Source organism: Nonomuraea sp. ZG12, from assembly GCF_052068115.1.
GTDB lineage: Bacteria > Actinomycetota > Actinomycetes > Streptosporangiales > Streptosporangiaceae > Nonomuraea.
In genome coordinates this window covers 38,354-58,356 of the sequence record NZ_JBQHCW010000035.1, presented here as the reverse complement: position 1 = coordinate 58,356, position 20,003 = coordinate 38,354, and the positions used below count along the sequence as shown (strand labels likewise).

General features: G+C 68.1%; 18 protein-coding genes and 4 pseudogenes. 13 read left to right on the top strand and 9 right to left on the bottom strand.

Annotation, left to right across the window (positions count from 1 at the left end):
• Positions 1 to 72 precede the first annotated feature (72 nt).
• Entirely contained in the window at positions 73 to 657 is a 585-nt protein-coding gene (locus tag ACTMTF_RS45305; RefSeq protein WP_441116278.1) for an IS5 family transposase, read from the bottom strand.
• A gap of 35 nt (positions 658 to 692) precedes the next feature.
• Complete coding sequence (locus tag ACTMTF_RS45300) at positions 693 to 1,574, bottom strand: NAD(P)-dependent oxidoreductase (protein ID WP_441116277.1); 882 nt, start codon at positions 1,572 to 1,574, stop codon at positions 693 to 695.
• A gap of 109 nt (positions 1,575 to 1,683) precedes the next feature.
• On the opposite strand from ACTMTF_RS45300, the gene ACTMTF_RS45295 reads away from it, so the two are divergent.
• A complete protein-coding gene (locus ACTMTF_RS45295; protein ID WP_441116276.1) occupies positions 1,684 to 2,292 on the top strand; it encodes a TetR/AcrR family transcriptional regulator in 609 nt (202 codons plus the stop codon).
• A gap of 301 nt (positions 2,293 to 2,593) precedes the next feature.
• Here ACTMTF_RS45295 and ACTMTF_RS45290 read toward each other — a convergent pair whose 3' ends face one another.
• Positions 2,594 to 3,493, bottom strand: coding sequence for an alpha/beta fold hydrolase (locus ACTMTF_RS45290; RefSeq protein WP_397015455.1), 900 nt, complete (start codon positions 3,491 to 3,493; stop codon positions 2,594 to 2,596).
• A 149-nt stretch (positions 3,494 to 3,642) separates the two neighbouring features.
• On the opposite strand from ACTMTF_RS45290, the gene ACTMTF_RS45285 reads away from it, so the two are divergent.
• The 4 genes and pseudogenes from ACTMTF_RS45285 to ACTMTF_RS45270 form a co-directional block, all read left to right on the top strand.
• Positions 3,643 to 3,978, top strand: coding sequence for a winged helix-turn-helix transcriptional regulator (locus ACTMTF_RS45285; protein ID WP_397015457.1), 336 nt, complete (start codon positions 3,643 to 3,645; stop codon positions 3,976 to 3,978).
• Between the two features lie 309 nt (positions 3,979 to 4,287).
• Complete coding sequence (locus tag ACTMTF_RS45280) at positions 4,288 to 4,605, top strand: chromate transporter (RefSeq protein WP_441116275.1); 318 nt, start codon at positions 4,288 to 4,290, stop codon at positions 4,603 to 4,605.
• Positions 4,599 to 4,685, top strand: a pseudogene (locus tag ACTMTF_RS45275) (hypothetical protein); the annotation flags it as partial. The gene ACTMTF_RS45280 and the pseudogene ACTMTF_RS45275, both read left to right, overlap by 7 nt.
• Positions 4,686 to 4,746: 61 nt before the next feature.
• Positions 4,747 to 5,085 (top strand): annotated as a pseudogene (locus ACTMTF_RS45270) (chromate transporter); the annotation flags it as partial.
• A 164-nt stretch (positions 5,086 to 5,249) separates the two neighbouring features.
• Here the strand turns inward: ACTMTF_RS45270 and ACTMTF_RS45265 are convergent.
• Complete coding sequence (locus tag ACTMTF_RS45265; protein WP_441116274.1) at positions 5,250 to 6,551, bottom strand: flavin-dependent oxidoreductase; 1,302 nt, start codon at positions 6,549 to 6,551, stop codon at positions 5,250 to 5,252.
• Between the two features lie 312 nt (positions 6,552 to 6,863).
• Here ACTMTF_RS45265 and ACTMTF_RS45260 point away from each other — a divergent pair, with 312 nt between their 5' ends.
• Complete coding sequence (locus ACTMTF_RS45260) at positions 6,864 to 7,574, top strand: DDE-type integrase/transposase/recombinase (protein ID WP_441116273.1); 711 nt, start codon at positions 6,864 to 6,866, stop codon at positions 7,572 to 7,574.
• 99 nt (positions 7,575 to 7,673) lie between these two features.
• Positions 7,674 to 7,845, top strand: a pseudogene (locus tag ACTMTF_RS45255) (Tn3 family transposase); the annotation flags it as partial.
• 234 nt (positions 7,846 to 8,079) lie between these two features.
• Here the strand turns inward: ACTMTF_RS45255 and ACTMTF_RS45250 are convergent.
• On the bottom strand, positions 8,080 to 8,694 hold the full coding sequence (locus tag ACTMTF_RS45250) for an NAD(P)-dependent alcohol dehydrogenase (protein WP_441116272.1): 615 nt from the start codon (positions 8,692 to 8,694) through the stop codon (positions 8,080 to 8,082).
• A complete protein-coding gene (locus ACTMTF_RS45245; RefSeq protein WP_441116271.1) occupies positions 8,678 to 9,124 on the bottom strand; it encodes an alcohol dehydrogenase catalytic domain-containing protein in 447 nt (148 codons plus the stop codon). The genes ACTMTF_RS45250 and ACTMTF_RS45245 overlap by 17 nt, the downstream gene beginning before the upstream one ends.
• 198 nt (positions 9,125 to 9,322) lie before the next feature.
• On the opposite strand from ACTMTF_RS45245, the gene ACTMTF_RS45240 reads away from it, so the two are divergent.
• From ACTMTF_RS45240 to ACTMTF_RS45230, 3 genes and pseudogenes are all read left to right on the top strand, one after another.
• Positions 9,323 to 9,541: a hypothetical protein gene (locus ACTMTF_RS45240; RefSeq protein ID WP_441116270.1), complete on the top strand. Its 219-nt coding sequence runs from the start codon at positions 9,323 to 9,325 to the stop codon at positions 9,539 to 9,541.
• A 12-nt stretch (positions 9,542 to 9,553) separates the two neighbouring features.
• A pseudogene (gene istA, locus ACTMTF_RS45235) lies at positions 9,554 to 11,178 on the top strand (IS21 family transposase).
• Positions 11,179 to 11,316: 138 nt separating this feature from the next.
• Positions 11,317 to 11,886: an ATP-binding protein gene (locus ACTMTF_RS45230; RefSeq protein WP_441116287.1), complete on the top strand. Its 570-nt coding sequence runs from the start codon at positions 11,317 to 11,319 to the stop codon at positions 11,884 to 11,886.
• A 300-nt stretch (positions 11,887 to 12,186) separates the two neighbouring features.
• On the opposite strand, the gene ACTMTF_RS45225 is transcribed toward ACTMTF_RS45230, so the two are convergent.
• From ACTMTF_RS45225 to ACTMTF_RS45215, 3 genes are all read right to left on the bottom strand, one after another.
• Positions 12,187 to 13,257 carry a pentapeptide repeat-containing protein gene (locus tag ACTMTF_RS45225; RefSeq protein WP_441116269.1) on the bottom strand — a complete coding sequence of 357 codons (1,071 nt, stop codon included), beginning with the start codon at positions 13,255 to 13,257 and terminating at the stop codon, positions 12,187 to 12,189.
• Between the two features lie 698 nt (positions 13,258 to 13,955).
• Entirely contained in the window at positions 13,956 to 14,369 is a 414-nt protein-coding gene (locus tag ACTMTF_RS45220) for a hypothetical protein (protein ID WP_441116268.1), read from the bottom strand.
• Positions 14,370 to 14,395: 26 nt separating this feature from the next.
• Complete coding sequence (locus ACTMTF_RS45215) at positions 14,396 to 16,615, bottom strand: NACHT domain-containing protein (protein ID WP_441116267.1); 2,220 nt, start codon at positions 16,613 to 16,615, stop codon at positions 14,396 to 14,398.
• 1,032 nt (positions 16,616 to 17,647) lie between these two features.
• Between ACTMTF_RS45215 and ACTMTF_RS45210 the strand changes: the two genes are divergently transcribed.
• From ACTMTF_RS45210 to ACTMTF_RS45200, 3 genes are all read left to right on the top strand, one after another.
• Positions 17,648 to 17,818 carry a hypothetical protein gene (locus ACTMTF_RS45210; protein ID WP_441116266.1) on the top strand — a complete coding sequence of 57 codons (171 nt, stop codon included), beginning with the start codon at positions 17,648 to 17,650 and terminating at the stop codon, positions 17,816 to 17,818.
• A 74-nt stretch (positions 17,819 to 17,892) separates the two neighbouring features.
• Positions 17,893 to 18,828, top strand: coding sequence for a DUF4132 domain-containing protein (locus tag ACTMTF_RS45205; protein ID WP_441116265.1), 936 nt, complete (start codon positions 17,893 to 17,895; stop codon positions 18,826 to 18,828).
• Between the two features lie 244 nt (positions 18,829 to 19,072).
• Positions 19,073 to 19,984 (top strand): recombinase family protein, encoded by a 912-nt coding sequence (locus ACTMTF_RS45200; RefSeq protein ID WP_441116286.1) that lies wholly within the window; start codon positions 19,073 to 19,075, stop codon positions 19,982 to 19,984.
• The last annotated feature ends 19 nt before the right edge of the window (positions 19,985 to 20,003 follow it).

The window sequence follows — 20,003 nt, the reverse complement described above, 5'->3', positions numbered from 1 at the left end:
TATCGGCTCCGACGCTGTCCGGTGTGCGAAGGGGTCGCCCCGGGCCCAGTCGGGGAACACGGATCTTGTCCATCACCGACTCGACCGGGTGCAGTCCGCCCGCTGTCCCGGTGAGATGAGTAGGGACAGCGGGCGACACTTCACGTCTGCGCTGAGGGGAAGCATCGAGGTCAGCCCGCCACGGGATCGCCCGAGGGCTTCGCCTGCCGCCTCGTTTTCACCAGCGGATCGCGCGGGTTCGCCGCTGTCAGCGGTGCCTGACTCGCCTCTTGCCTCGCCGTTTCTCAAAGGGCTCGGCGAGACGAATGAGCCGTGCTCGGGTGTTCCGGCGGCATGCTGGTGGGCACGTACTGAGGTGGAATCGACGTTGATGTTCCAGTCGATGTCCCCTGTGGCGTCGGCGACGGCCTGGACATGCTGCAGGAGCCTGTCCCAGGTGCCGTCCGCCGACCACAGCAGCTGCCGCTTGTGGACGGTCTGCCACGGGCTGAACCGCTGGGGCAGGTCACGCCGCTGCACTTCGGTGCTCAGCCGGTGAATGATTCCGTTGATCACCTGGCGGTGGCTGCGCCATCGGCCGCATCGGTTACCACTCACCGGCAGCGGCGGCTCCTGCATGGCCCACTCTTCGTCGGTCAGATCGCCTCTGCTGATCATGTCCGGCGCGGGGATCGCTCGTCGGGCGGGCGCGGTTATGCCTCAGCCGTCTTCATCGACTCCACCAGGGTGGAAAAGCTGTCCGCGGCGTGGCCGGCGTCCATGCCGCGCCGGAAGAGCTCGACGACCGCGGCCGGAAGCGTGGTGTCGACTCCCGCGTCGGCGTTGGTGTGCAGGACGTGCTCGACGCTGGCCATCCCCATGGCGAGGCGGTCCACGTCGCCGATGTGCCGGCCGGCGTCGATGCGCTCGGCGTAGAAGGAGAAGAATCCCGGCAGCGAGTTCGCGGTCTCCACGGCGTGCGGCAGGATGTCCGCCGCCGTCAGGCCGTTGGCGTCGGCGAGGGTGATGGCCTGCCAGTAGCTCAGCATGGAGGTCCAGAACATGACCATGCCGATCTGGTACATGAGCGCGGCGACCCCCGGGTCTTCTCCTCGGTGGTCGGTCCGCCCCGTGATGACTTCGAGCGCGGACCGGTGCTGGTCGAAGATCTGACGCGGTCCGCTGTAGAAGGTCGATGATTCGGCCTGACCGATCCCGGAGGGCGGCACGGTGACGCCGCCGGTCAGCTGGACGGCGCCCCGCTCGGCTGCCCAACGGGCCGCGGCCCGGGCCTTTTCGGGCGTGTCCGAACTGAGGTTCACCAGGATCCGGCCGGTCAGCGCGGCCGCGGCGGGCTCGAGCGTGGCGTACATGGCGTCGTAGTCGGTGAGGCTGAGGATCACCAGCTCATTGGAGGCAAGGGCATCCTCCACGTTCGGTGCGAGCACCGCCCCGCGCGCGACCAGGGCGTCCGCGCGCGACGCGGTGCGATTCCAGACGGTGACGTCGTAGCCGCGGTCGAGGAAGGCGCCGACCATGGCCTGTCCCATGGGGCCGAGGCCGATGACGGTGACCGACTGCTCGGTGCTGCTCATGATGAGATATCCACCTCTCGCTAAAACGAGCGCTCTATTTAGAGCGTGCCCAGAACGTACCACAGCTCTAAAACGAGCGCTCTACTCAATGGGCCGATACGGTGGCTGCATGCAGACCAGCACGCGGGACCGGATCGTCGTGGCCGCATCACGCCTCCTGCAGCGGCAGGGCTACGTCGGCACGGGAATCAAGCAGATCGCCCAGGAGGCGCAGGCCACCCTAGGCTCCGTCTACCACTTCTTCCCGGGCGGCAAGGAGACCGTCGCCGTCGCCGCGATCAAGCACAGCACCGAGGAATTCGCGACGCTTTTGCGAAAGGCACTGGACAGTGAGGAGGACCCGGCGGAGGCCGTGATGGCCTGCGCCCGGCAACTCGCCGATGAACTGCGCGAGTCGGGCTGGATCGACGGCTGCCCCGTCACGGCAGCGGCTCTGGAAACGCTCGGTACCGACTCGGAGATTCAGCAGGCGTGCGCCGACGCACTGCGCAGCTGGGAGCAGTTGGTCCGCGACAAGCTACTGCGCTGCGGCTTCCCCTCCCGGAGCGCCCGGGAACTGGCGACCACCGTCATCTCCGCCCTGGAAGGTGCCGAAGTCACCGCCCAGGTCAACCGCAGCGAGGAACCACTACAGGTGACGGGCCGCCAACTCGCCCGCCTCCTACGCTCATACGAGGTCCAGAGCGTGCCCGGCGAATCAGGGGCGGACGGGCCCTGATCACCGACCCAGCGGCTGCGCCTGACCAGCGCCATGGGCTGACCGTGCGGCCGGCCCGGTGGCCGCCCCGCCTGGCGCCCGCCGTTCAATGCAGGGCGTCGGCGGACGTACTCGCCGGCGCGCCTGTCGCGACGCCGCTCGATGAGGCTGTCTCTGGCCCTGGCAGGTCAGGCCAAGACCATGGACAACCTTGTTGAGCTGCGAAAGTTCCGCAGTATTACCCGTGGCTCAGGTTCTTGACGAGCGCACACCTCCACGGCGATGCCGCCGTGGAGGTGTGCGGGAACCGTCATCTGACCCTTCAGATCTTCTTACGAAGGAAGTTGAGCACAAGTTTGTTGTAACGGTCCGGCTTTTCGGCCGGGACGATGTGCCCGGCCCCTTCGACGAAAGCGGCCTCAGAGCCTGCGTTGCTTTCAGCGAGGGCAGCGCCGATGGCGTCCAGGGTCTGCTGGTCCATCACGACGCTCTTGTCCTCGGTGCCGTGCAGGTACAGGGTCGGTTGGCTCGGCAGGCTGCCCCACAGGCGGCCGTGCTCGGCGGCCCATTCCGGCGTGCCCATCTGCTTAGGTCCGAAGTTGGTTCGGTAGAGATCCAAGGCCGCCCGGAGCCGGGCTGGTTCGCCCAGGGCCTTGCGCATCCCGTCGATCTCCTCCGTGGCGTCGAAGTCAGGGGCGGTCCACTTGTCCTGCAGGCCCTGCCGCAACCAGGCCATGTCGTCGGCGCCCAGGACCTCGGTGGCCATGTCCATCTGGATGAACCAGAAATGGTTGAGGTTCTCGATGCCCTCGAAGGTGTTGGCGTAGGCGGCGAAGAACGGCAGGGGCGGGACGTCGCTGACCACGAGCCGCGACCACCGCTCCGGGGTCGTGGCGGCGGCGGACCAGGCCATGCCCGCGCCCCAGTCGTGCCCCACCAAGATCGAGTCGCCGCCTCCGCCGAGCTCCTGGTGCAGAGCGTTGACATCGTCGACGAGGTCGCTGAGCAGCATGCTGCCGTCCGCCGGAAGCGCGGTGGGGGCGAAGGCTCGCATGTTGGGGGCGACGGCCCGGTAGCCCGCTGCCGCGAGGGCCGGGATGAGGTGGCGGTAGGTGACGTCGCCGGACTCGGGGAAGCCGTGCAGCAGCAGGGCCAGCGGCCCGTTTCCCTCCTCGGCGTAGGAGAAGTCGATGTCGTTGGCGGTGATGCGCCCGTAGTTCAAGATGGTCTCCGTGCTGGTGAAGTGATGAGTGATGCCGCGGGATGGGTCCCTTCCGCGGCATCACCGATCCTGCTTTCCTTGCAGTACTTTCAACAAGTACCTACTATTTGTTCAGGTACATACCTTTTTTCAGTTTTGAAGGGGTCAGGGTGAAGAAGCGCAGCTACTCGTGCGGGCTGGACGCCGCCGTGGACGTGGTGGGCGGCAAGTGGAAGGCGCTGATCCTGTGGGGGCTGCACGACGGACCCCGGCGCTTCGGAGAGCTACGCAGGGCCGTACCGGGCATCAGCGAGAAGTCGCTGATCATCCAGCTCCGCGAGATGGAGCACTGCGGTCTGATACACCGCGAGGTGTACCAGCAGGTCCCGCCGAAGGTGGAGTACTCCCTGACCGACTTCGGGCAGTCACTCAATCAAGCCCTCATCCCCCTGGGCGAATGGGGCGAGAAGCACATGAAGACCATCGAAGCGATCCCCGCGGCCTGAAAAGGAGCTGTCACTGCCGCTGCGTGTCGACCACGAAGCCCCCGAGCCCCCTCCGACGCCAAAATCAGCTGACCGCGACCATTCTGATGATTCGCTCGCGTCGAGATCGACATCCACCAGTTACGCCACGCCCACGCCGTCGCCTCGGCCACGCCTCCACCGAAACCAACCAGCTGTACGCACTGCTCGAGGGCAAGATCGCCGACGCCGAGATCCGCGCCGGCCCGCCGACGCCGCGACCAAGCGATCCACTGACGACAAACCGCTCAGGGCCATCGCACCCTCTTGTTTCATCAGCGCAGGTCAGAGATGGGTTCGTTGCAGATCGCCGCCGGAGTCTGCTTCATCCTCCCGCCCGCACTCATCGTCACCGTGCTGGCCTGGGCGTACGTCACCTACGGCACCACCGCCGTCGAGGGCCTGCTGTACGGCATCGTCCCCGTGGTGATCGCCATCATCACCCCCGCCCTGTTCGGCCTGCTCCGCAGCGTCATCAAAACCATGTGGCTCGGCGCGCTCGCGATCGCCGCGCTGGCCGCCGCCGTCCGGCTGCTCACCCTCGGCGGATCCCCCTCTTCGGCGACCCGACCGGCGGCCAGCTCGCCCAGCTGTTCGCCACCATGCTGAAGATCGGTTCCGTGCTGTACGGCAGCGGGTACGTCCTGCTGGCCTTTCTGCGCGGCGACTTCGTCGACCGGCTCGGCTGGATCACCCAACAGCAGCTCATCGACGCCGTCTCCATCGGCCAGGTCACTCCCGGTCCGGTTCACCACCGCCACCTTTCTCGGCTACCTCATCGCCAGCCCCATCGGCGCGTTCCTGGCGACCGTCGCCATCTTCCTGCCCTCGTTCGTCTTCGTCGGCCTGCTCACCAAGCTCACCGACTGGCTGCGCTCCCGCGCGTGGGCCTCCGCGATGCTGGACGGCGTGAACGCCGCCGCGCTCGCCCTCACGGCCGGGGTGTCGTTCCAGCTCGGCCGAACCGCGATCATCGACCCGCTCACCGCAGTCATCGCGCTGGTCACGCTCGGGCTGCTGTGGAAGACCCGGCTCAACAACGCCTACCTCGTCGCCGCCCTTGGCCTGGCCCACACCCTGCTCACCTGACCGGTGCATCCCGTCGCGGGAGATCCCGTCTCCGTCCGCACCGACCTGCCCTGGCCGCACACGCCGCGACCCGTTTCTGCCAGTTGTGGTACCGAAGAGGGCTGCCCCTTCTGACGCCACTGGCCGTCTCGGTTGTAACCAGAATGGTACGCGCGCGGTCAGCGTCAGCGGGAGACGGTCCAGGAAGGGCGTTCATTGAGCGCCTGAACGTCCATGTCGGCAACACGCCGGTGGGCGTCAGCCGCGCGCGACAGCTCCTGAGCTGTGAGCACCGCGGTGATGTCGGTGAAGCCGCCAGGAGCGCGTTGCTCGGCGAGCCGGACCAGGTCGTCGACTTCGAAGCGGTGACCAGAGGTGACGAGGCTGTCGGTCTGCCGGCGCCGCTCGTGCTCGTACCTGGCCAGCGCTGCCTCCGACTCCGGTTCGGAAGCCAGGGCCAGGGCGAGGTAGCGGGCGTCCAACACCGCCTGGGAGCCGCCGTTGGAGCCGACCGGGTACATCGGGTGCGCAGCGTCGCCCACCAGCGTGACCCGGCCGGTGCCCCAGCGCTGCAGGGGCGCCTTGTCCACCATCGGGTACTCCAGGATCCGATCCGCCTGGGCGATGAGTTCCGGCACGTCCAGGTAGGGCAGCACCCAGCCGGTGTAGTGCGGCTGCACGTCGGCCAGACGTCCCGAACGCCACCAGTCCGCCTCGGCCGCCGGGGTGCCCGCCGGGGCGGTGCGCACCTCGGCCACCCAGTTCACCAGCGCCTTGCCGCGGGCCCTGGCCTTCGGGCAGATCGGATACGCAACGATCTTGGCACCGAATTGCGTGCCCGCAACCACCATCGTGGCACCGTCGAAGAAGGGATCGCCTTCAGTGACGCCCCGCCACATAGTGATCCCGCTCCAGCGCAACTCGTCCTCGCGCGGATGCAGCAGGGCCCGAACAGCCGAATGCAGCCCGTCCGCACCGACCACGACGTCTGCGCCGTCCTTGACCAGCCGGCCCGTGGCGCTCTCACGCAGCCGCACGCCCACCGAGCCCGTGCCACCTGGCTCCACAGCGCCCGGCGCGAAGCCGTCGAAGGACAGGCCGGTACGCACGGCGTCCGGCCCCAGCCGGTCGACGACCGCATCAAGCAGGAGCATCTGCAAGTGGCCGCGGTGGATGGACACCTGCGGCCAGAGGTAACCCGCTGCACGCCCGCGCGGCACGGTCAAGACGACGTCGCCGCGGCAGGTGGCATATCGCAGTGCGCTGGTGGCGATCCCGGTCTGCGCGAGTTCCTCGCCCAGGCCGAGCTCCACCAGTTCGCGTACGGCATGCGGCTGCAGGTTGATCCCCACCCCAAGCGGCTTCAGCTCGGCAACCGCTTCTATCACCGTGCAGTCGATGCCGGCGGCGTGCAAACTCAACGCCGCGGTGAGCCCGCCGATCCCCGCACCGATAATCATTACCATCACATCCGCGATCTGCCCCAACGAACCGGGAGCCATACAGCACTTGCCCTATTCCAGACCCACCCCTTGATGGAGAACCAATCTCCGCTTGCGGAGGCACCGCCCCCCATGTGGCGTCCACACGGTGTCCGCACTTCGGAGGAGGGGCCGATATCGATCGTCCGCACCACGACAGAGCCCAGATTGCATGGGCTTGCCATGGCCCGCGCGGGTGTGGTGGGCGGCCATTGCGGGGGACGGACGATAACAGAGTGAACTGCGAGCGATCGACACGCGCAGGTAAGTGGCCGCTGCCCAGAGCGAGGACGGCGTCTGCTACCGCACGCTGCAGCGGTGGCTAGTCTGCGTCGGTTCCCCGACGAGCTCGTGGCGTTCATCGAGGGGCTGGCTCTGCGCAGGCCGCGCCCCCAGCGCGGCCGCCATCCACCGGCAGGCCGAAAGCATCGCCGAGGCGCGCGGTTGGCCGTTGCCCCCTACCGGACCGTGGCCCGTATCGTCGCGGACCTGGACCCCGCGCTGGTCGTCACCCTCGGCCTTGAGGGCACCAAGAAGTACCGGGAGATCTACGACCTGGTGTACCGGCGCGAAGCCAAGGCTCCGAACGAGATCTGGCAGGCCGACCACACCGAGCTGGACATCTGGGCGTTCGACGACAAGGGCCGACCGGCCCGGCCGTGGCTGACCGCCATCGAGGACGACCGCTCCCGCGCCATCGCCGGATACGCCGTCAACCTGGCCGCGCCCTCGGCGTTGACCACCGCGCCGACCTTCCGGCACGCGATCTGGCGCAAAGGCGAACCGGACTGGTACGTATGCGGCATCCCGTCGGTCTTCCACCTCGACCACGGATCCGACTTCACCTCGGCGCATCTGGAACAGGTCATGGCCGATCTGAGGGTCCAGCCCGTCTTCTCGCTCAAGGGCCAGCCGCACGGCCACGGGAACATCGAACGGCTGATTGAGACAGTCAACCAGATGTGCCTGACTCACCTGCCCGGCTACACGCCCCGCGGCACCACGACCGCGCCAGCCAGGCCAAGCTGACTCTGACCAGCCGCGACGCCGTCGTCGACCGGCTGCTGGCCGCTCACACCGAACCCCTGCCCGCCTCCCTGGCCGGCGCCGGTGTGGCCAACTGGGCAACGCGAGACCCGGCACACCCTGGCACGGGAGATCAGCCATGGCCGCCGAGGACGTATCCATCAGGCATACCGCGAAGGGCGGGAAGACCAACTCGGCTCCCTGGGCCTTGGTGTTCAACGCGGTCGTGCTGTGGACCACCCGCTACCTGGACGCCGCTGTCACGCAGCTGCGCGCCCACCCGCTGCGCGATCCGGCGTCAGCTGACGAGGAGAACAAAGACGGCTGATCACGGTGTCCGTTAGCGGAACGTCTTACGGACACCGTCCAAGACGCGGGATCATGTCCGTTGGTTTTCCGCCAGGCCCCAAAGCCGCTCTCGTCCACCAGGCGCGGCCATACGCCGCGCCTGGTGGGAGTCGGCCGCGATTCGCCGATCATGGGGGCGCTTCGTCATCTGGCGGTGTCGTTATGCGAGGGTTGCCGCGTCGATGACGAACCGGTAGCGGACGTCGGACTTCAGTACCCGCTCGTAGGCGTCGTTGATGTCGTCGGCGCTGATGAGCTCGGTCTCGGGCACGATTCCGTGCTCGGCACAGAAGTCGAGCATCTCCTGGGTCTCACGGATGCCCCCGATCGACGATCCAGCCCAGCTGCGGCGAGAGGGGATGAGAGCGAAGGCCGGGACCTCGAGAGGCTCCGCCGGGGCTCCCACGTTCACCAGGGTCGCGTCGACCTTGAGGAGGCCGAGGTAGGCGCCCATGTCGATCTTCGCCGAGACGGTGTTGACGATGAGGTCAAAGGAGTTCGCGAGCTGGGTGAAGGTCTCCGGGTCTGTCGTCGCGTAGTGAGCCGTCGCGCCGAAGTGCAGGGAATCCTCCTTCTTGGAGGTCGTCTGCGAGAGCACGGTGACATCGGCACCGAGGGCCGCCGCGATCTTCACGCCCATGTGACCGAGACCGCCGAGGCCGACGATGGCGACCTTCTTGCCCGGGCCCGCCTGCCAGTGGCGCAGCGGCGAGTAGAGCGAGACACCGGCGCACAGCAGCGGCGCGGCCTTCTCGAATTCAAGGTTCTCCGGCACGCGGAGGAGGAAGTCCTCGGTGACGACGATGGCCTGCGAGTAGCCGCCCTGGGTGATGGTGCCGTCGGCGGGGTCGATCCCGTTGTAGGTCTGGGTGTTCCCCTTGACAGTACTGCTCGTCGCCGCGCCGGCAGTACTCGCACTCGCCGCACGAATTGACCATGCAGCCGACGCCGACACGGTCGCCGACCTGGTACTTCGTGACCTCGGAGCCGACTTCCGAGACCGTGCCGACGATCTCGTGGCCGACGACCAGCGGGTACTGGATCGGGCCCCAGTCGCCGCGGATCATGTGGATGTCGGAGTGGCAGATGCCGGAGTAGGCGATCTCGATCATGACATCCTTCGGGCCGACGTCGCGTCGCTCGATGGTCGTCTTGCCGAGGGGCCCGGTGGCGGACGGTGCCGCGTAGGCGTTGACGGTGCGCATGTGTGTCCTTGAAACGTGATGGTGATGCGGTGGGTAGAGGGTTATACGGGGCAGAATGAGACAGCGCCAGGCCCGTGCTTGGGCCTGACACGTGCGTGTGATCGCGCTCGGGCATTCGGGCCTTGCGCCAGTCGGGACCTACTGCGTCAGATAACCGGCCTCGAAGAGCGTGCGCAGTGCTCTCGCCACCCCGACTACATGAACGTCTTCGCTGTCTCCACCGACGGGCGAGTGTGGAAAGTGGAGTGGCACGGACACTGGAACCACCCTGAACCGATCCGCGCCCGTGCCTTCCCTCCGGCCACCATCCTGGCCACCCTGTCTCGACGGCTGGACGACGACGACTGGATCGACATGCAGGCGTTCGCCGCCTCCACTGATGGACATGTCTGGGTCGCAGGATGCGCTTCGTGTTGAAGGAGCGTCCTCATGCTCTCGTCCAAGGTCGATCTGTACGCAGCGATCCGCAGGGATGCCCGCATGGGGATGTCGGGCCGTGCGATCGAGAAGAAATACCGGGTCGGCCGGCGGACGATCGTCAAGGCCCTGGCGTCCGCGTGGCCCGAGCCCCGCAAGCAACTGCCGCCCAGGGCCTCGAAGCTGGACCCGTTCAAGCCGGTGATCGACCAGATCTTGAAGGCGGACCTGGACGCGCCGCGCAAGCAGCGGCACACCGTCACGAGGATCTGGCACCGGTTGATGGACGAGCACGGGATGACGGACGTGTCCTATCCCGTGGTGCGGGCCTACGTCGCCGAGCGCAAGCCGCAGATCCGGGCCGAGGCTGGCCGGGGCCCGGCCGAGGTGTTCGTGCGGCAGTCGCACCGCCCCGGCGATGAGGCGGAAGTCGACTTCGGCGAGGTCGTGATCCGGCTGGCCGGGCAGGACGTCCGCTGCTTTCTGTTCTGCCTGCGGCTGTCGTTCTCCGGCAAGGCGGTTCACCGGGTCTCCTTATCCGGCGGGCAGGAGGCGTTCTTCGAGGGCCACGAGCACGCGTTCCGTGTCCTGGGCGGGGTGCCGACCGGGAAGATCCGCTACGACAACCTCAAGTCCGCGGTCGCGCAGGTGATCGGGTTCAGCCGGTCAAGAGTGGAGACCGACCGGTGGACCGCGTTCCGCTCCCATTGGGGCCTGGACGCCTTCTATTGCCGGCCCGGCATCGAGGGCGCGCACGAGAAAGGCGGGGTGGAAGGGCAGATCGGCTGGTTCAGGCGCAACCATCTCGTCCCCGTCCCGGACATGCCGTCAGTTCAGGCTCTCAACGCGATGATCGACGAGTGGGACACCGCCGACGAGGCCCGCCGATCGGCAGCCGTGCGCGGACCGTTGGCGAGTTCCTGGCGATCGAGCGGCCGCTGCTGGGACCACTGCCACCCGACCCGTTCGAGACCGGCCGCTGGTTCACCCCGAGCGTCGACCGGTTCGCCCAGGTCACCGTCCGCACCAACAAATACTCCGTGCCGGCCCGGCTGATCGGCCGCAGGGTCCGTATCCTGCTCCACGCCTCAGACCTGGTCATCTACGACGGGCGCGCCGAGGTCGCCAGACACGAGCGGCTGCCCGGTAAGTCCGGTGCCCGTCTCGATCTGGACCACTACCTGGAGGTGCTGGTCCGCAAGCCCGGCGCGCTGCCCGGGGCGACCGCGCTGGAACAGGCCCGTGCCGCCGGGAAGTTCACCCCGGTTCACGACGCCTGGTGGGCCGCCGCCCGCAAAGCCCACGGTGACGCCGCTGGCACCCGGGCGTTGCTGGAGGTTTTGCTGCTGCACCGGCACATGGACAGCGAGCACGTTGTCGGCGGGCTCGCCGCCGCGCTGCGGGCCGGCGCGCTGACCGCCGACGCGGTCGCGCTGGAGGCCCGCAAGGCAGCTGACGAGGCGCCTGGTCAGCTCGGCCGGGGAACCGACCCGGCGACCCCGCACGCTGTCGCGTCACTGACCGCCCGCCGCCTGGAGATGCTGCCGCCCGATACCCGCCCGCTGCCGTCGGTCGCCGCCTATGACCAGCTGCTACGCCGAACCCGAACCACGCAGGAAGGAAACGCCAGGCCATGACCTCCAAGCCCCGCCGCGGACTGACCGAGCAGGCCGCCGACGCCGCTATCGACACCGCCTGCCGGATGCTCCGGCTGCCCACCGTCCGCGCCCAGTTCCCCGACCTGGCCGAGGCCGCCGCCCGCGAGCAGATGCCTTATCGAGGTTTCCTCGCCGAGCTGCTCATGGCCGAGTGCGACGACCGCGCCCGCCGCCAACCCGAATGTCGACCCCGCCGTCATCAACACCCTCGCCACCTGCGACTGGGTCAAAAAGGGCCTTCCCCTCTGCCTGATCGGCGACTCCGGCACCGGCAAGTCCCACCTGCTCATCGCCCTAGGCACCGAGGCGGCCATGGCCGGCCACCGCGTCCGCTACACCCTGGCCACCAAGCTCGTCAACGAACTCGTCGAGGCCGCCGACGACAAGCAACTGACCAAGACCATCAACCGCTACGGCCGCGTCGACCTCCTCTGCGTCGACGAGCTCGGCTACATGGAACTCGACCGGCGCGGCGCCGAGCTCCTGTTCCAAGTCCTCACCGAGCGAGAGGAGAAGGCCAGCGTCGCCATCGCCTCCAACGAGTCGTTCAGCGGCTGGACCAAGACCTTCACCGACCCCCGCCTTTGCGCCGCCATCGTCGACCGGCTCACCTTCGGCGGCAACATCGTCGAGACCAGCACCGACTCCTACCGGCTGGCCCAAACCCGCGCAACCCACCAGGCCTGACCAGCCCCGCCATGCCCGTCACCAGCCTCGACACCACCGACGCCGCCGAACTCGGCCCGGCGGTAAGAATCGCGTCACTCGGCCCAAACGAGCGACTTAGCGCAGGTCACGGCCCAGCACTCCCGAAGCTACAGCGGGCCGCGAGCTGGATGTCAAGCCCTGCCGGTCACTCAGTGCTACTGCGGTTGGTCGCACGGGCTCTGAGCGGAGGGCTATCAAGGACCGGCTCGCCGGCCAGGAGATCCAGGTACGACGCCGCATCGCTGGCATGTCGATCAAACCATAGGTGCCCGGATGCGATCAGAATTTCGTGTCCTTATCGACACGGGCCACTTTCCTGATTTCCTTCTCGGTGACTCCCCGTACGCTCCTCAGGTCCGCGCCGGTTAGGTTTGCGCTGGTTAGGTCTGCGCCGGACAAGTTCACGCCGGTCAGGGCCGTCCAGGCCAGGTTCGCGCTGGCCAGGTTCGCGCCGGTTAGGTCCGCAGCGCGAATGTCCCCCAGTTCGGTCAGCGTCGCGCGGGTCAGCGTCGCGCCGGACAGGTCCGCGCCGGTCAGGTCCGCGCCGGACAGCGTCGCGCTGGTCAGGTCCGCGCCGGACAGGTCCGCGCCGGACAGGTTCGACTCGAACAGCTCCGCGCCGTACAGGTTCGCGCCGGACAGCTTCGCGCCGCGCAGGTCCGTACCAGGCATGCGGATCAGGAACAGGTCGGGCTTACGCACATCTTGAGTAGCGTCTCGACGGCCGATGACGGTCATGGCGGCATGCACATCAGTGGCGGGTATCTCGGGCAGATCCGTGATGAGGATGCTGGGCTTGGAGTCGTGCTCGCGAACGAACGCGGCCAGCACGTCGTAAACGGTCTGATGGTCGCGCGGGGAGTCTTTTGCGAGCCGTTCCAGGGCATAGATGCTGCCCAGGCGAACGTCCAGCTTGGTCGAGCCGAGTTGTTCTACAGCCTTGGTGTACCGGTCGGTGATCTGCCCCTGCTCGGCGGTCCGCTGGGCCTGCCGAGAGGCGTCGAGGGACTCCGCTGTGTACCACAAGCCCTGGGCCGTGAAGACGACGCCGCCGATGACGACCAGCCCGGTAGCGGCCTGGATCAGGGTGTGGCGGGCGGCGTTGACGGCCTCCACGCGTTCTGTGGCGGTCATCTGCTGACGCTCGGCCTGGGTGAGCGGGTGGCGTTCGCCTGCGAGGCGGCGCGAGGCCGGCCCGATGAGTACGGCGATGCCGAGGATGGCAGCGCCGGCCAGCGCGGTACCGGCCAGGGTCCAGCGTCCCCAGCCCGGGATGTTGTCGTCGGTCGCCGCGACAGCGGCCCAGGCGATCCCCCCCAGCAGGGGGATGAGCCACAGTAATCGGCGCATCCACCGCCGCGCCCAATGCCTCGAGGGAGGCGGGGCGGGCGGAGGAGTCGCTTCTGCGGCTTTGGCCATGCGACGTGCTCTGGCGGTGGCCGCCGCCGCAAGGACCTGCCGGGCCGGTGGTCGCGGTTGCCTGGCTCTCATGTCCCTATTGGATCTCTTGCTGAGTGCGGTCCGTACCACGGTTCCTCAACCGTTACCGCAGGCATAGGACGAACCCATACCGGCCCTCCACTCAAGCTTTGGGGCGTGTGACTCGATTCTTACCGGCACCCCAACTCGCCGAGCTCATGCAGTTCGTCGCCGACTGACTCGCCGCTGACCCTGCCAGGCTGGCACCATTGTTCCTGGCCTACGTCGGCCACCCCGCCTATGGCCTGGACGCCCTCCGCGCCGACCTGGAAGGCTTCACCTTCCTCCTCGGAGGCAGCGACGGTGAGGACCTCTTCAGTCAACGCTGACACTCGCCGGCACCGCGGGTGCCCCGGCAAACGCTCGCGCCAGGTGCGGTCACTTCTTACGAACATTGATCATGGTTCCCGGCCGCAAGCGCGGTCAGAACTCGCGAACATTCGCGGTCACTCCTCACGAACGAAATCAGAAAGCCTTCACCGGCTGCGATCAAGGCGCAGGCCGCCACGCGGGCCTCGGCAATCACCATCCTGCAATGGAAATCGCTCACGCGTTCGAGAGTACATCGGTTATGAGGTCGACTTGAGCTCGCTCCGGTGAAATCGATCGCGGTCGTCGATGCCGGGCGGGAGCTCCTGTCCGGGCCCGGCGCTCGGGTCGCTGCGAGGGAGGATCGGCAACGGGCTCGTAATGTCCCACTCCACCACCGGGAGGCGCGCTTGCTGGTAGTGGGCTTGCTTGGCTCGTTTGCGAGCCCCGTACGCCTCTCTTTTCGGCATGCCGTACACCTCGACATACACCGCGGGGCCTGGAGCGTCGGTGAGAATGAAGTCGGGGAAGACCTCCTCGATGCCGTCGTAGCGCAGCGGCTTGGTGAAGGCCCGCTGATGCGCAATGAGGTGGTCGGCCATCATCAGTTCGTAGCTGGAGTCGATTTTGCCGAACGACCGCAGTGTAAACATCGTCCCGACCTGGAGCTTCACGTCGCGAGCATGTCTGCGACGTCAGCTTACAAGTTGTGTCCGATCCGTTGAGAAGCCCCATGGGACATGCCCGCGGCGGCGAGGTGGTCGTGCAGGGCCGCGTGGCGGAACTGATAGACCGGGCCGACGGCACGCAGCAGCCCCAGGCGGTGGGCGTCGTCAAGGAAGTCCATAACCCGCCAGGGAAGCTGACGTTTAAGGGCCAGGTGGGCCACCGCGATGGTGCAGACCAGCCACGCATGATGGTTGCCCATCACAACCCCGGCCCCGAGCCAGAGCACGAGCCCGGCCCCGAGCCCGGCCACGAGCCCGGCCACGAACGCGGCCTCCCCGAACGTGGACGAGGTCTGTAGCACTAGCCAGGTCATTAGCCCGAAGGTGAGCCCGGCCACGAGCCCGAACGTGAGCCCGGCCACGAGCCCGAATACAAGCAATCGCAGACGGGCGAGTGCTCTGTCGGCTCGCCAACTGGAGCGGGGTGTGCTCATCGATTCGAGCGTGGGTTGTTCCGCCCAGGTGATCAGCCCGGATGTCAGTGCGCTCCCGAGCCAAGCGATGATTCCGACCACGAGCCCGAGCCCGACCACGAACCCGATCCCGAGCGTGAGCCCGAGCGTGAGCGTGAGCAGGAGCGTGAGCGTGAGCAGGAGCGTGAGCCCGAACACGAGGGTGCCTTTAATAGAGCGGAAGAGCAGGGAGGTTCGTCCGCGCAGGCGCAGGTCTGCGTAGCCGGGTTTTTCGTTAACCCAGGACCTGGCGCGCGTAAGCCCGACCACGAGCCCGAACACGAGCCCGACCACAAGCCCGACCACAAGCCCGACCACAAGCCCGTTTGTGAGCCTGTCCGTGAGCCCGCCCGAAAACCCGCTCGTGAGCGCGCCCGTGAGCCCGCCCGTGGGCGCGAATATGAGGTTCAAGGTGAGCTCTCTCACGAGCACGAACACGAACGCGAACACGGGCCCGAACGTGATCCCGTACGCGAGCCCGACGAGCCCAACCGCGAGCCCCACTGCTGACCGGATGTGGGGTGTGGTGCGGGCGATGTGCCACCAGGTGATGTCGCGGGTGGTGGCCGGGGGGAAGGCGTGGGCCAGGTAGGTCAGGTAGCGGCGGGTGGCGTCGGGGTCGAGCCGGTGGCGGGGCCGGAAGTGGTCGGTGGGGTCGGTGCTGGGCGGGCGGGCGGCTATGACAGCGGGGATGACGTGGTGCAGCAGGTGAGTGCGCAGCGCGTCGGCGTCGGCACCGAGAGGGCCGGTCAGCGGGGCGGGGTCGGCTCCGGAAGCGACATAGACGGTGCGGATCAGCCACAGGCCCAGCGGGGTTGCGGCGAGCCGGGTCAAGCCGGGGACGGTGCGGGATCGCAGTGCGGCCAGAGTGTGGGTCCAGGTCTCGGTCGGGGATGAGGGGAGGCAGGTGGTCAGGTAGTCCGCAGCGGCCTGCGGGGTGAGGGGTTTGGGGACGATGACCGCCGCTGCGGTCAGCGGCCGGCCGGCGTCGTGGACGGCGGTGGTGAACTCGGCGCGGCGGCTGGTGAGGATGAGCTGGTCGCGGATGGTCAGCGAGGCGTTGAGCGCGGCGATCACCTGGGCGCGCGCGGGTGCGGGGATTTCGTCCAGGCCGTCCAGGACGGGCAGGATGTGGCCGCTTTCGGCGAGTGCGGCGGCGGCGCCGGCGCCGAGCTGCGGGGCGGCCAGTGCCGGGTAGTCGGTGGCCAGGTGGACGGCGAGCCAGTCCTGCAGGCGGGGATGGGCGTTCGTGTCCCAGCGGGAGACCGGCAGCAGCACCGGCACTGGCACGACCTCCCCTTCACCGGCGGCGGCTTGGTCGGCCGCGCGAGTGGCCAGCAGCTGCAGCAGCAGCTGGATTGCCAAGGTGGTCTTGCCCATGCCCGCGCCGCCGGTGATGACCAGCCGCCGCCTGACCAGAGCACGGAAGGCGTCAGCCAGGGCCGCGACGTCGTCACTGCGGCCGGTCAGGGTCAGCTCGGCCTCGGTGGTGATCAGGCGGGGCTGGCTCATCACCGTCTCGTCGGCGATGAGCTGCCAGCGCACCGGGATCGGTTCAGGGTCGTCCAGCAGCCGGTGGCGGGCTTCGGTGCGCCACTGATGCTCCACCAGACCGGCCAGCACGTGTGCGGCGGTGTCCACGGCGCTGCGCGCGTCGGTGCCGGCATCGGCGCGGGTGGTTGCGGAGCGGTGGGCCCAGACCACCACCGTGCCCGCCAGCATGGCGGCCGCTAGTATCACGGCGGCAAGATCGGCCCGGTTGACTATGTCTTCTGGGTCCAAGACCCGCCAGACCCCAGCTACCACCGTGCCTGCCGCCAGGACCGTTAGCGCGGCGAAGAGGACTCGCCAGCCGATCTTGCGTCTGTTCACGCCGATATCTTCACCTTTGCCGGGCGATCTGGCAGTAATTGCACGCGAATTCGTGGCGATTTGGTCGCTGTCATTGAGGGCTGTCGTGCTGGTCTCATTATCGGCAGGGTGAAAGGCCGAGTGCGGTCGATCACGATGCCGCGCTGACGAGACTCGCGACCTGCTGCCGGATCGCGGTGATGTTCTCCGGGGTGAGTCCGGTTGCGCTGCCTGTCGGCGAGGCCGGTCCGGTGATGGCGACGGGCCCGAACAGGCCGAAACGAACGCCGTGCTGCTGGGCGAGGGCGGTCGCGTGAGTGTTGAGGGGCTGGTTGTTGGCGCGGCCGTTCTCGGCCCCTGAGCAGCAACCAATCGGTCAGTGGCGGTAGCGGATCGACGTCGGCGTACCTACCGCCATCCAGCGGCCCGATGCGGCCTCCTCTTCCCGAACGTGTCCCTAGCCCCAAACTAAGCTGATCTGCGCAGGTCAACCGGTTTCCGAGAAGATCGTGTTCTCGGGAGCGGAGACGGTCACGACTTTTGAGAACATGCACAGCTGAGAGGCAAAACCCCAGCTCGGAACCTCTGTGAACAGGGTTATGTCGCTAGTTGGCTGCGACCACCTCCGGGAGAAGGACGCCGGACACCCAGGTCTCGAGCGACCCGCTGGTAGTCGTCCAGAACAACGATCTTCATTCGGACATCGTGCGACTACGATCACCGGGTGACGTTCGCGGGGAATTGGGATCATCTGGAACCGGCTACCAAGGAGGCCTACCGGCGCTTCGACGCCCTCACCGAGCAGGGCCTCGCCCCCGGCCCTGGCACCGACTGGCGCCTCACCTACGCCCACACCAAGCTCTGGCTCGGCCGCAGGGCGGTCACGACTACGACGAACGCGTCCTGCGCCTGGTCCGCACCGTGGCCGGGCGCGCCATCGACTGGACGCCCGACGACGCCTGGAACCTGGCCGAACGCGCCGGCTACTGGGCCTGCCAGGGCCACACCCGCCACGAGGAGCTCTATCGGATTCCGCTTCGGCCGCCCACCTGCTCCATCCGCAACAGCGTCGCGACCTGTTCGGCCACCTGACGGACCTCGGAGAGCTCCAGCCGCTCCTGGAGAGCCTGCTCACCGAGGAGGGCCCAGCCGGTGCGGTCAGGAACGTGATCGGGGAAGCCGACCCCTTCGCCACGATGCTGGCCGAGGAGTACGGCCTCCGCCTGGCCGGAATGCTGCCGCTGCTGCGTCACGGGGCCACCGCCGACACGCCGGCCCCAGGCGACGGCTGGTTGCCGGTCGTCTGCGACCTGCTCACTCCTGAGGCCATCGCCCTGGTCCACGAGCTGGTCATCCGCCTGGCCGCCTACCGGGGCGGCCCGTTCGTCTGCCACCACGCCGACATCAGCTGGAGCGAGGACCGCTTCCTGAAGGGCCGGACCGTCTCGGTGGTGCGCGGCCTGATCTGGACCTGCGAGGTCATTGACGAACCTTGGGTCCCGTCGCTGCTCGCCGACGCCGCCGTCACCTGCGGCACCGGCCACGATGGCCCCGGCTCCACCTGCCGCAGCGAGACCGTCGCCAACGGGGCTGTCGGCGTGCTGGCCCGCCGGGGCGGACCCGAGACAGTCACCCCGCTGGCGCTCATTCAGGCGCGGGTGCGGGCGGCGTCCGTTCAGGAGAATGTCACTCGCGCGCTCGATGCGCTCGCCGACGCGGCCGCGCTGACCCGCGACCAGTTCCTCGACCGCACTCTGCCCGCCGCCGCCACGCCCAGAGAGGTCGAGCAGGCGCGCACGGCCGCGCGCTACCGCCTGGAACAGGCGCTCATCCACCAGCGCGAATGGACCTGGCGAGAGGTCGGCGAGCATCTCCTCGACCACCCCGTCACTGGCTCCGACGCACGCACCCTGGTGTGGCGGATCCCCGGCGGCCCCTCAGGCCTGCCAGTCAGAACCGTCGACGGCTGGGAACTGGCCGGGCGCCGCCCCGAGGGCCCTGTCGCCTTGTGGCACCCGGCCGACGCAAGCGCCGAGGAGGTGGGCGCGTGGCGCGAGAGGGGTCTGGTGCAGCCGTTCGAACAAGTCCTCCGCGCGGTGTAGGCCTTCGGGGAGGATCGGACCGGATTTGGCGGTAGAAGATTTGAAGCAGGAGCGGGCCAGCGCCTCGCAGAAACGGTCCATTCTGCGAACGCGGGCCCACGCTTCCGGGTGAGAGCCTCGAGGAGCTGAATTTCCTCTCAGAACTCGTTCTCACTCAAACACGAAGCCGACCCTGTTCTGAGAAATGTTTGTGAGACGATTCGAGAGTGGTTGATCTTCCCGGTTCCCCGATTCCGCCGAGGACCTGACCGACGCCGACGAAGTCGAGCGGCAGCCGTGTCCGCGATGCGGCGTCGAGCCCGGATCGCCCTGCGGGTCCCGATCCGGCGCGGTCGCTGGGACCTATCACACCGGCCGCTTCACGAAGGTCGCTCGGCTCGCCAAGCGCCTGCGCCCGCCAACCGCAGTCCCGGTCAGCCGTGGCGACCCGGCACCCCACCGCCCGCGGCACTCCCGGCGGACGGGCCGTCGGCCGACATCAGGATCGGCTACGCGCGCTGCTCACCCAGGAACCGCAGTCGCAGTTCGACGCGCTCGCCGCGCACGGGATCGAGACAGGATCTTCAGCGAGAAGATCTCCACCAGGGTGCGGGTCCGTCCGCAGTTCGAGGCCGCTTTGGCCGCCGCCCGCCAGGTTAAGACGCACGCCCCGCACTGCCGCGTCATCCTCACCATGTACGAGATGAAACGGCTGGGCCGGGACGCCGCCGAACTCACCGCCCTGGCCGATCACCTCACCGCCCACGGCCTGGTCCTGGAGATGCTCGCCGGGCCGCTGCCCGGGATCTACGACCCGAGCGGGCCGGGCAGAATCCTGTTCGCCTTCTTCGCCGCCATGGCCGAGACCGAACGCGAGAACATCCGCGAAGCCACCCTCGAAGGCTTGGACGCCGCCGCCCGCAAGGGCAAGCACGGCGGCCGCCCGCCCGTCATCACCGACGACATGCTCCACACCGTGCTGCGCCGCCGCGCCGCCGGCGAGACCGTCGAGCAGATCCGCCCCGACCTCATCATCCCGACCGGCAAACGCAAGGGCCTCAATCCCTCGACCGCCAGCATCTATCGCGCCCTGGCCGACCACGACAAGGCCCAGGCCTACCCCGAGGCCCTCGCCCAGGCTCGTGCCGACTTCGCCGCCCTGCAAGCGGGCCGGTAATCGCCGATTCTGAAGGGCA

What these genes read in the sequence shown, in the direction of transcription:
- ACTMTF_RS45305 (WP_441116278.1), bottom strand. Translation starts at nt 657, where the DNA reads ATGATCAGCAGAGGCGATCTGACCGACGAAGAGTGGGCCATGCAGGAG.
- ACTMTF_RS45300 (WP_441116277.1), bottom strand. Translation starts at nt 1,574, where the DNA reads ATGAGCAGCACCGAGCAGTCGGTCACCGTCATCGGCCTCGGCCCCATG.
- ACTMTF_RS45295 (WP_441116276.1), top strand. Translation starts at nt 1,684, where the DNA reads ATGCAGACCAGCACGCGGGACCGGATCGTCGTGGCCGCATCACGCCTC.
- ACTMTF_RS45280 (WP_441116275.1), top strand. Translation starts at nt 4,288, where the DNA reads ATGGGTTCGTTGCAGATCGCCGCCGGAGTCTGCTTCATCCTCCCGCCC.
- ACTMTF_RS45245 (WP_441116271.1), bottom strand. Translation starts at nt 9,124, where the DNA reads ATGCGCACCGTCAACGCCTACGCGGCACCGTCCGCCACCGGGCCCCTC.
- ACTMTF_RS45240 (WP_441116270.1), top strand. Translation starts at nt 9,323, where the DNA reads ATGAACGTCTTCGCTGTCTCCACCGACGGGCGAGTGTGGAAAGTGGAG.
- ACTMTF_RS45225 (WP_441116269.1), bottom strand. Translation starts at nt 13,257, where the DNA reads ATGCGCCGATTACTGTGGCTCATCCCCCTGCTGGGGGGGATCGCCTGG.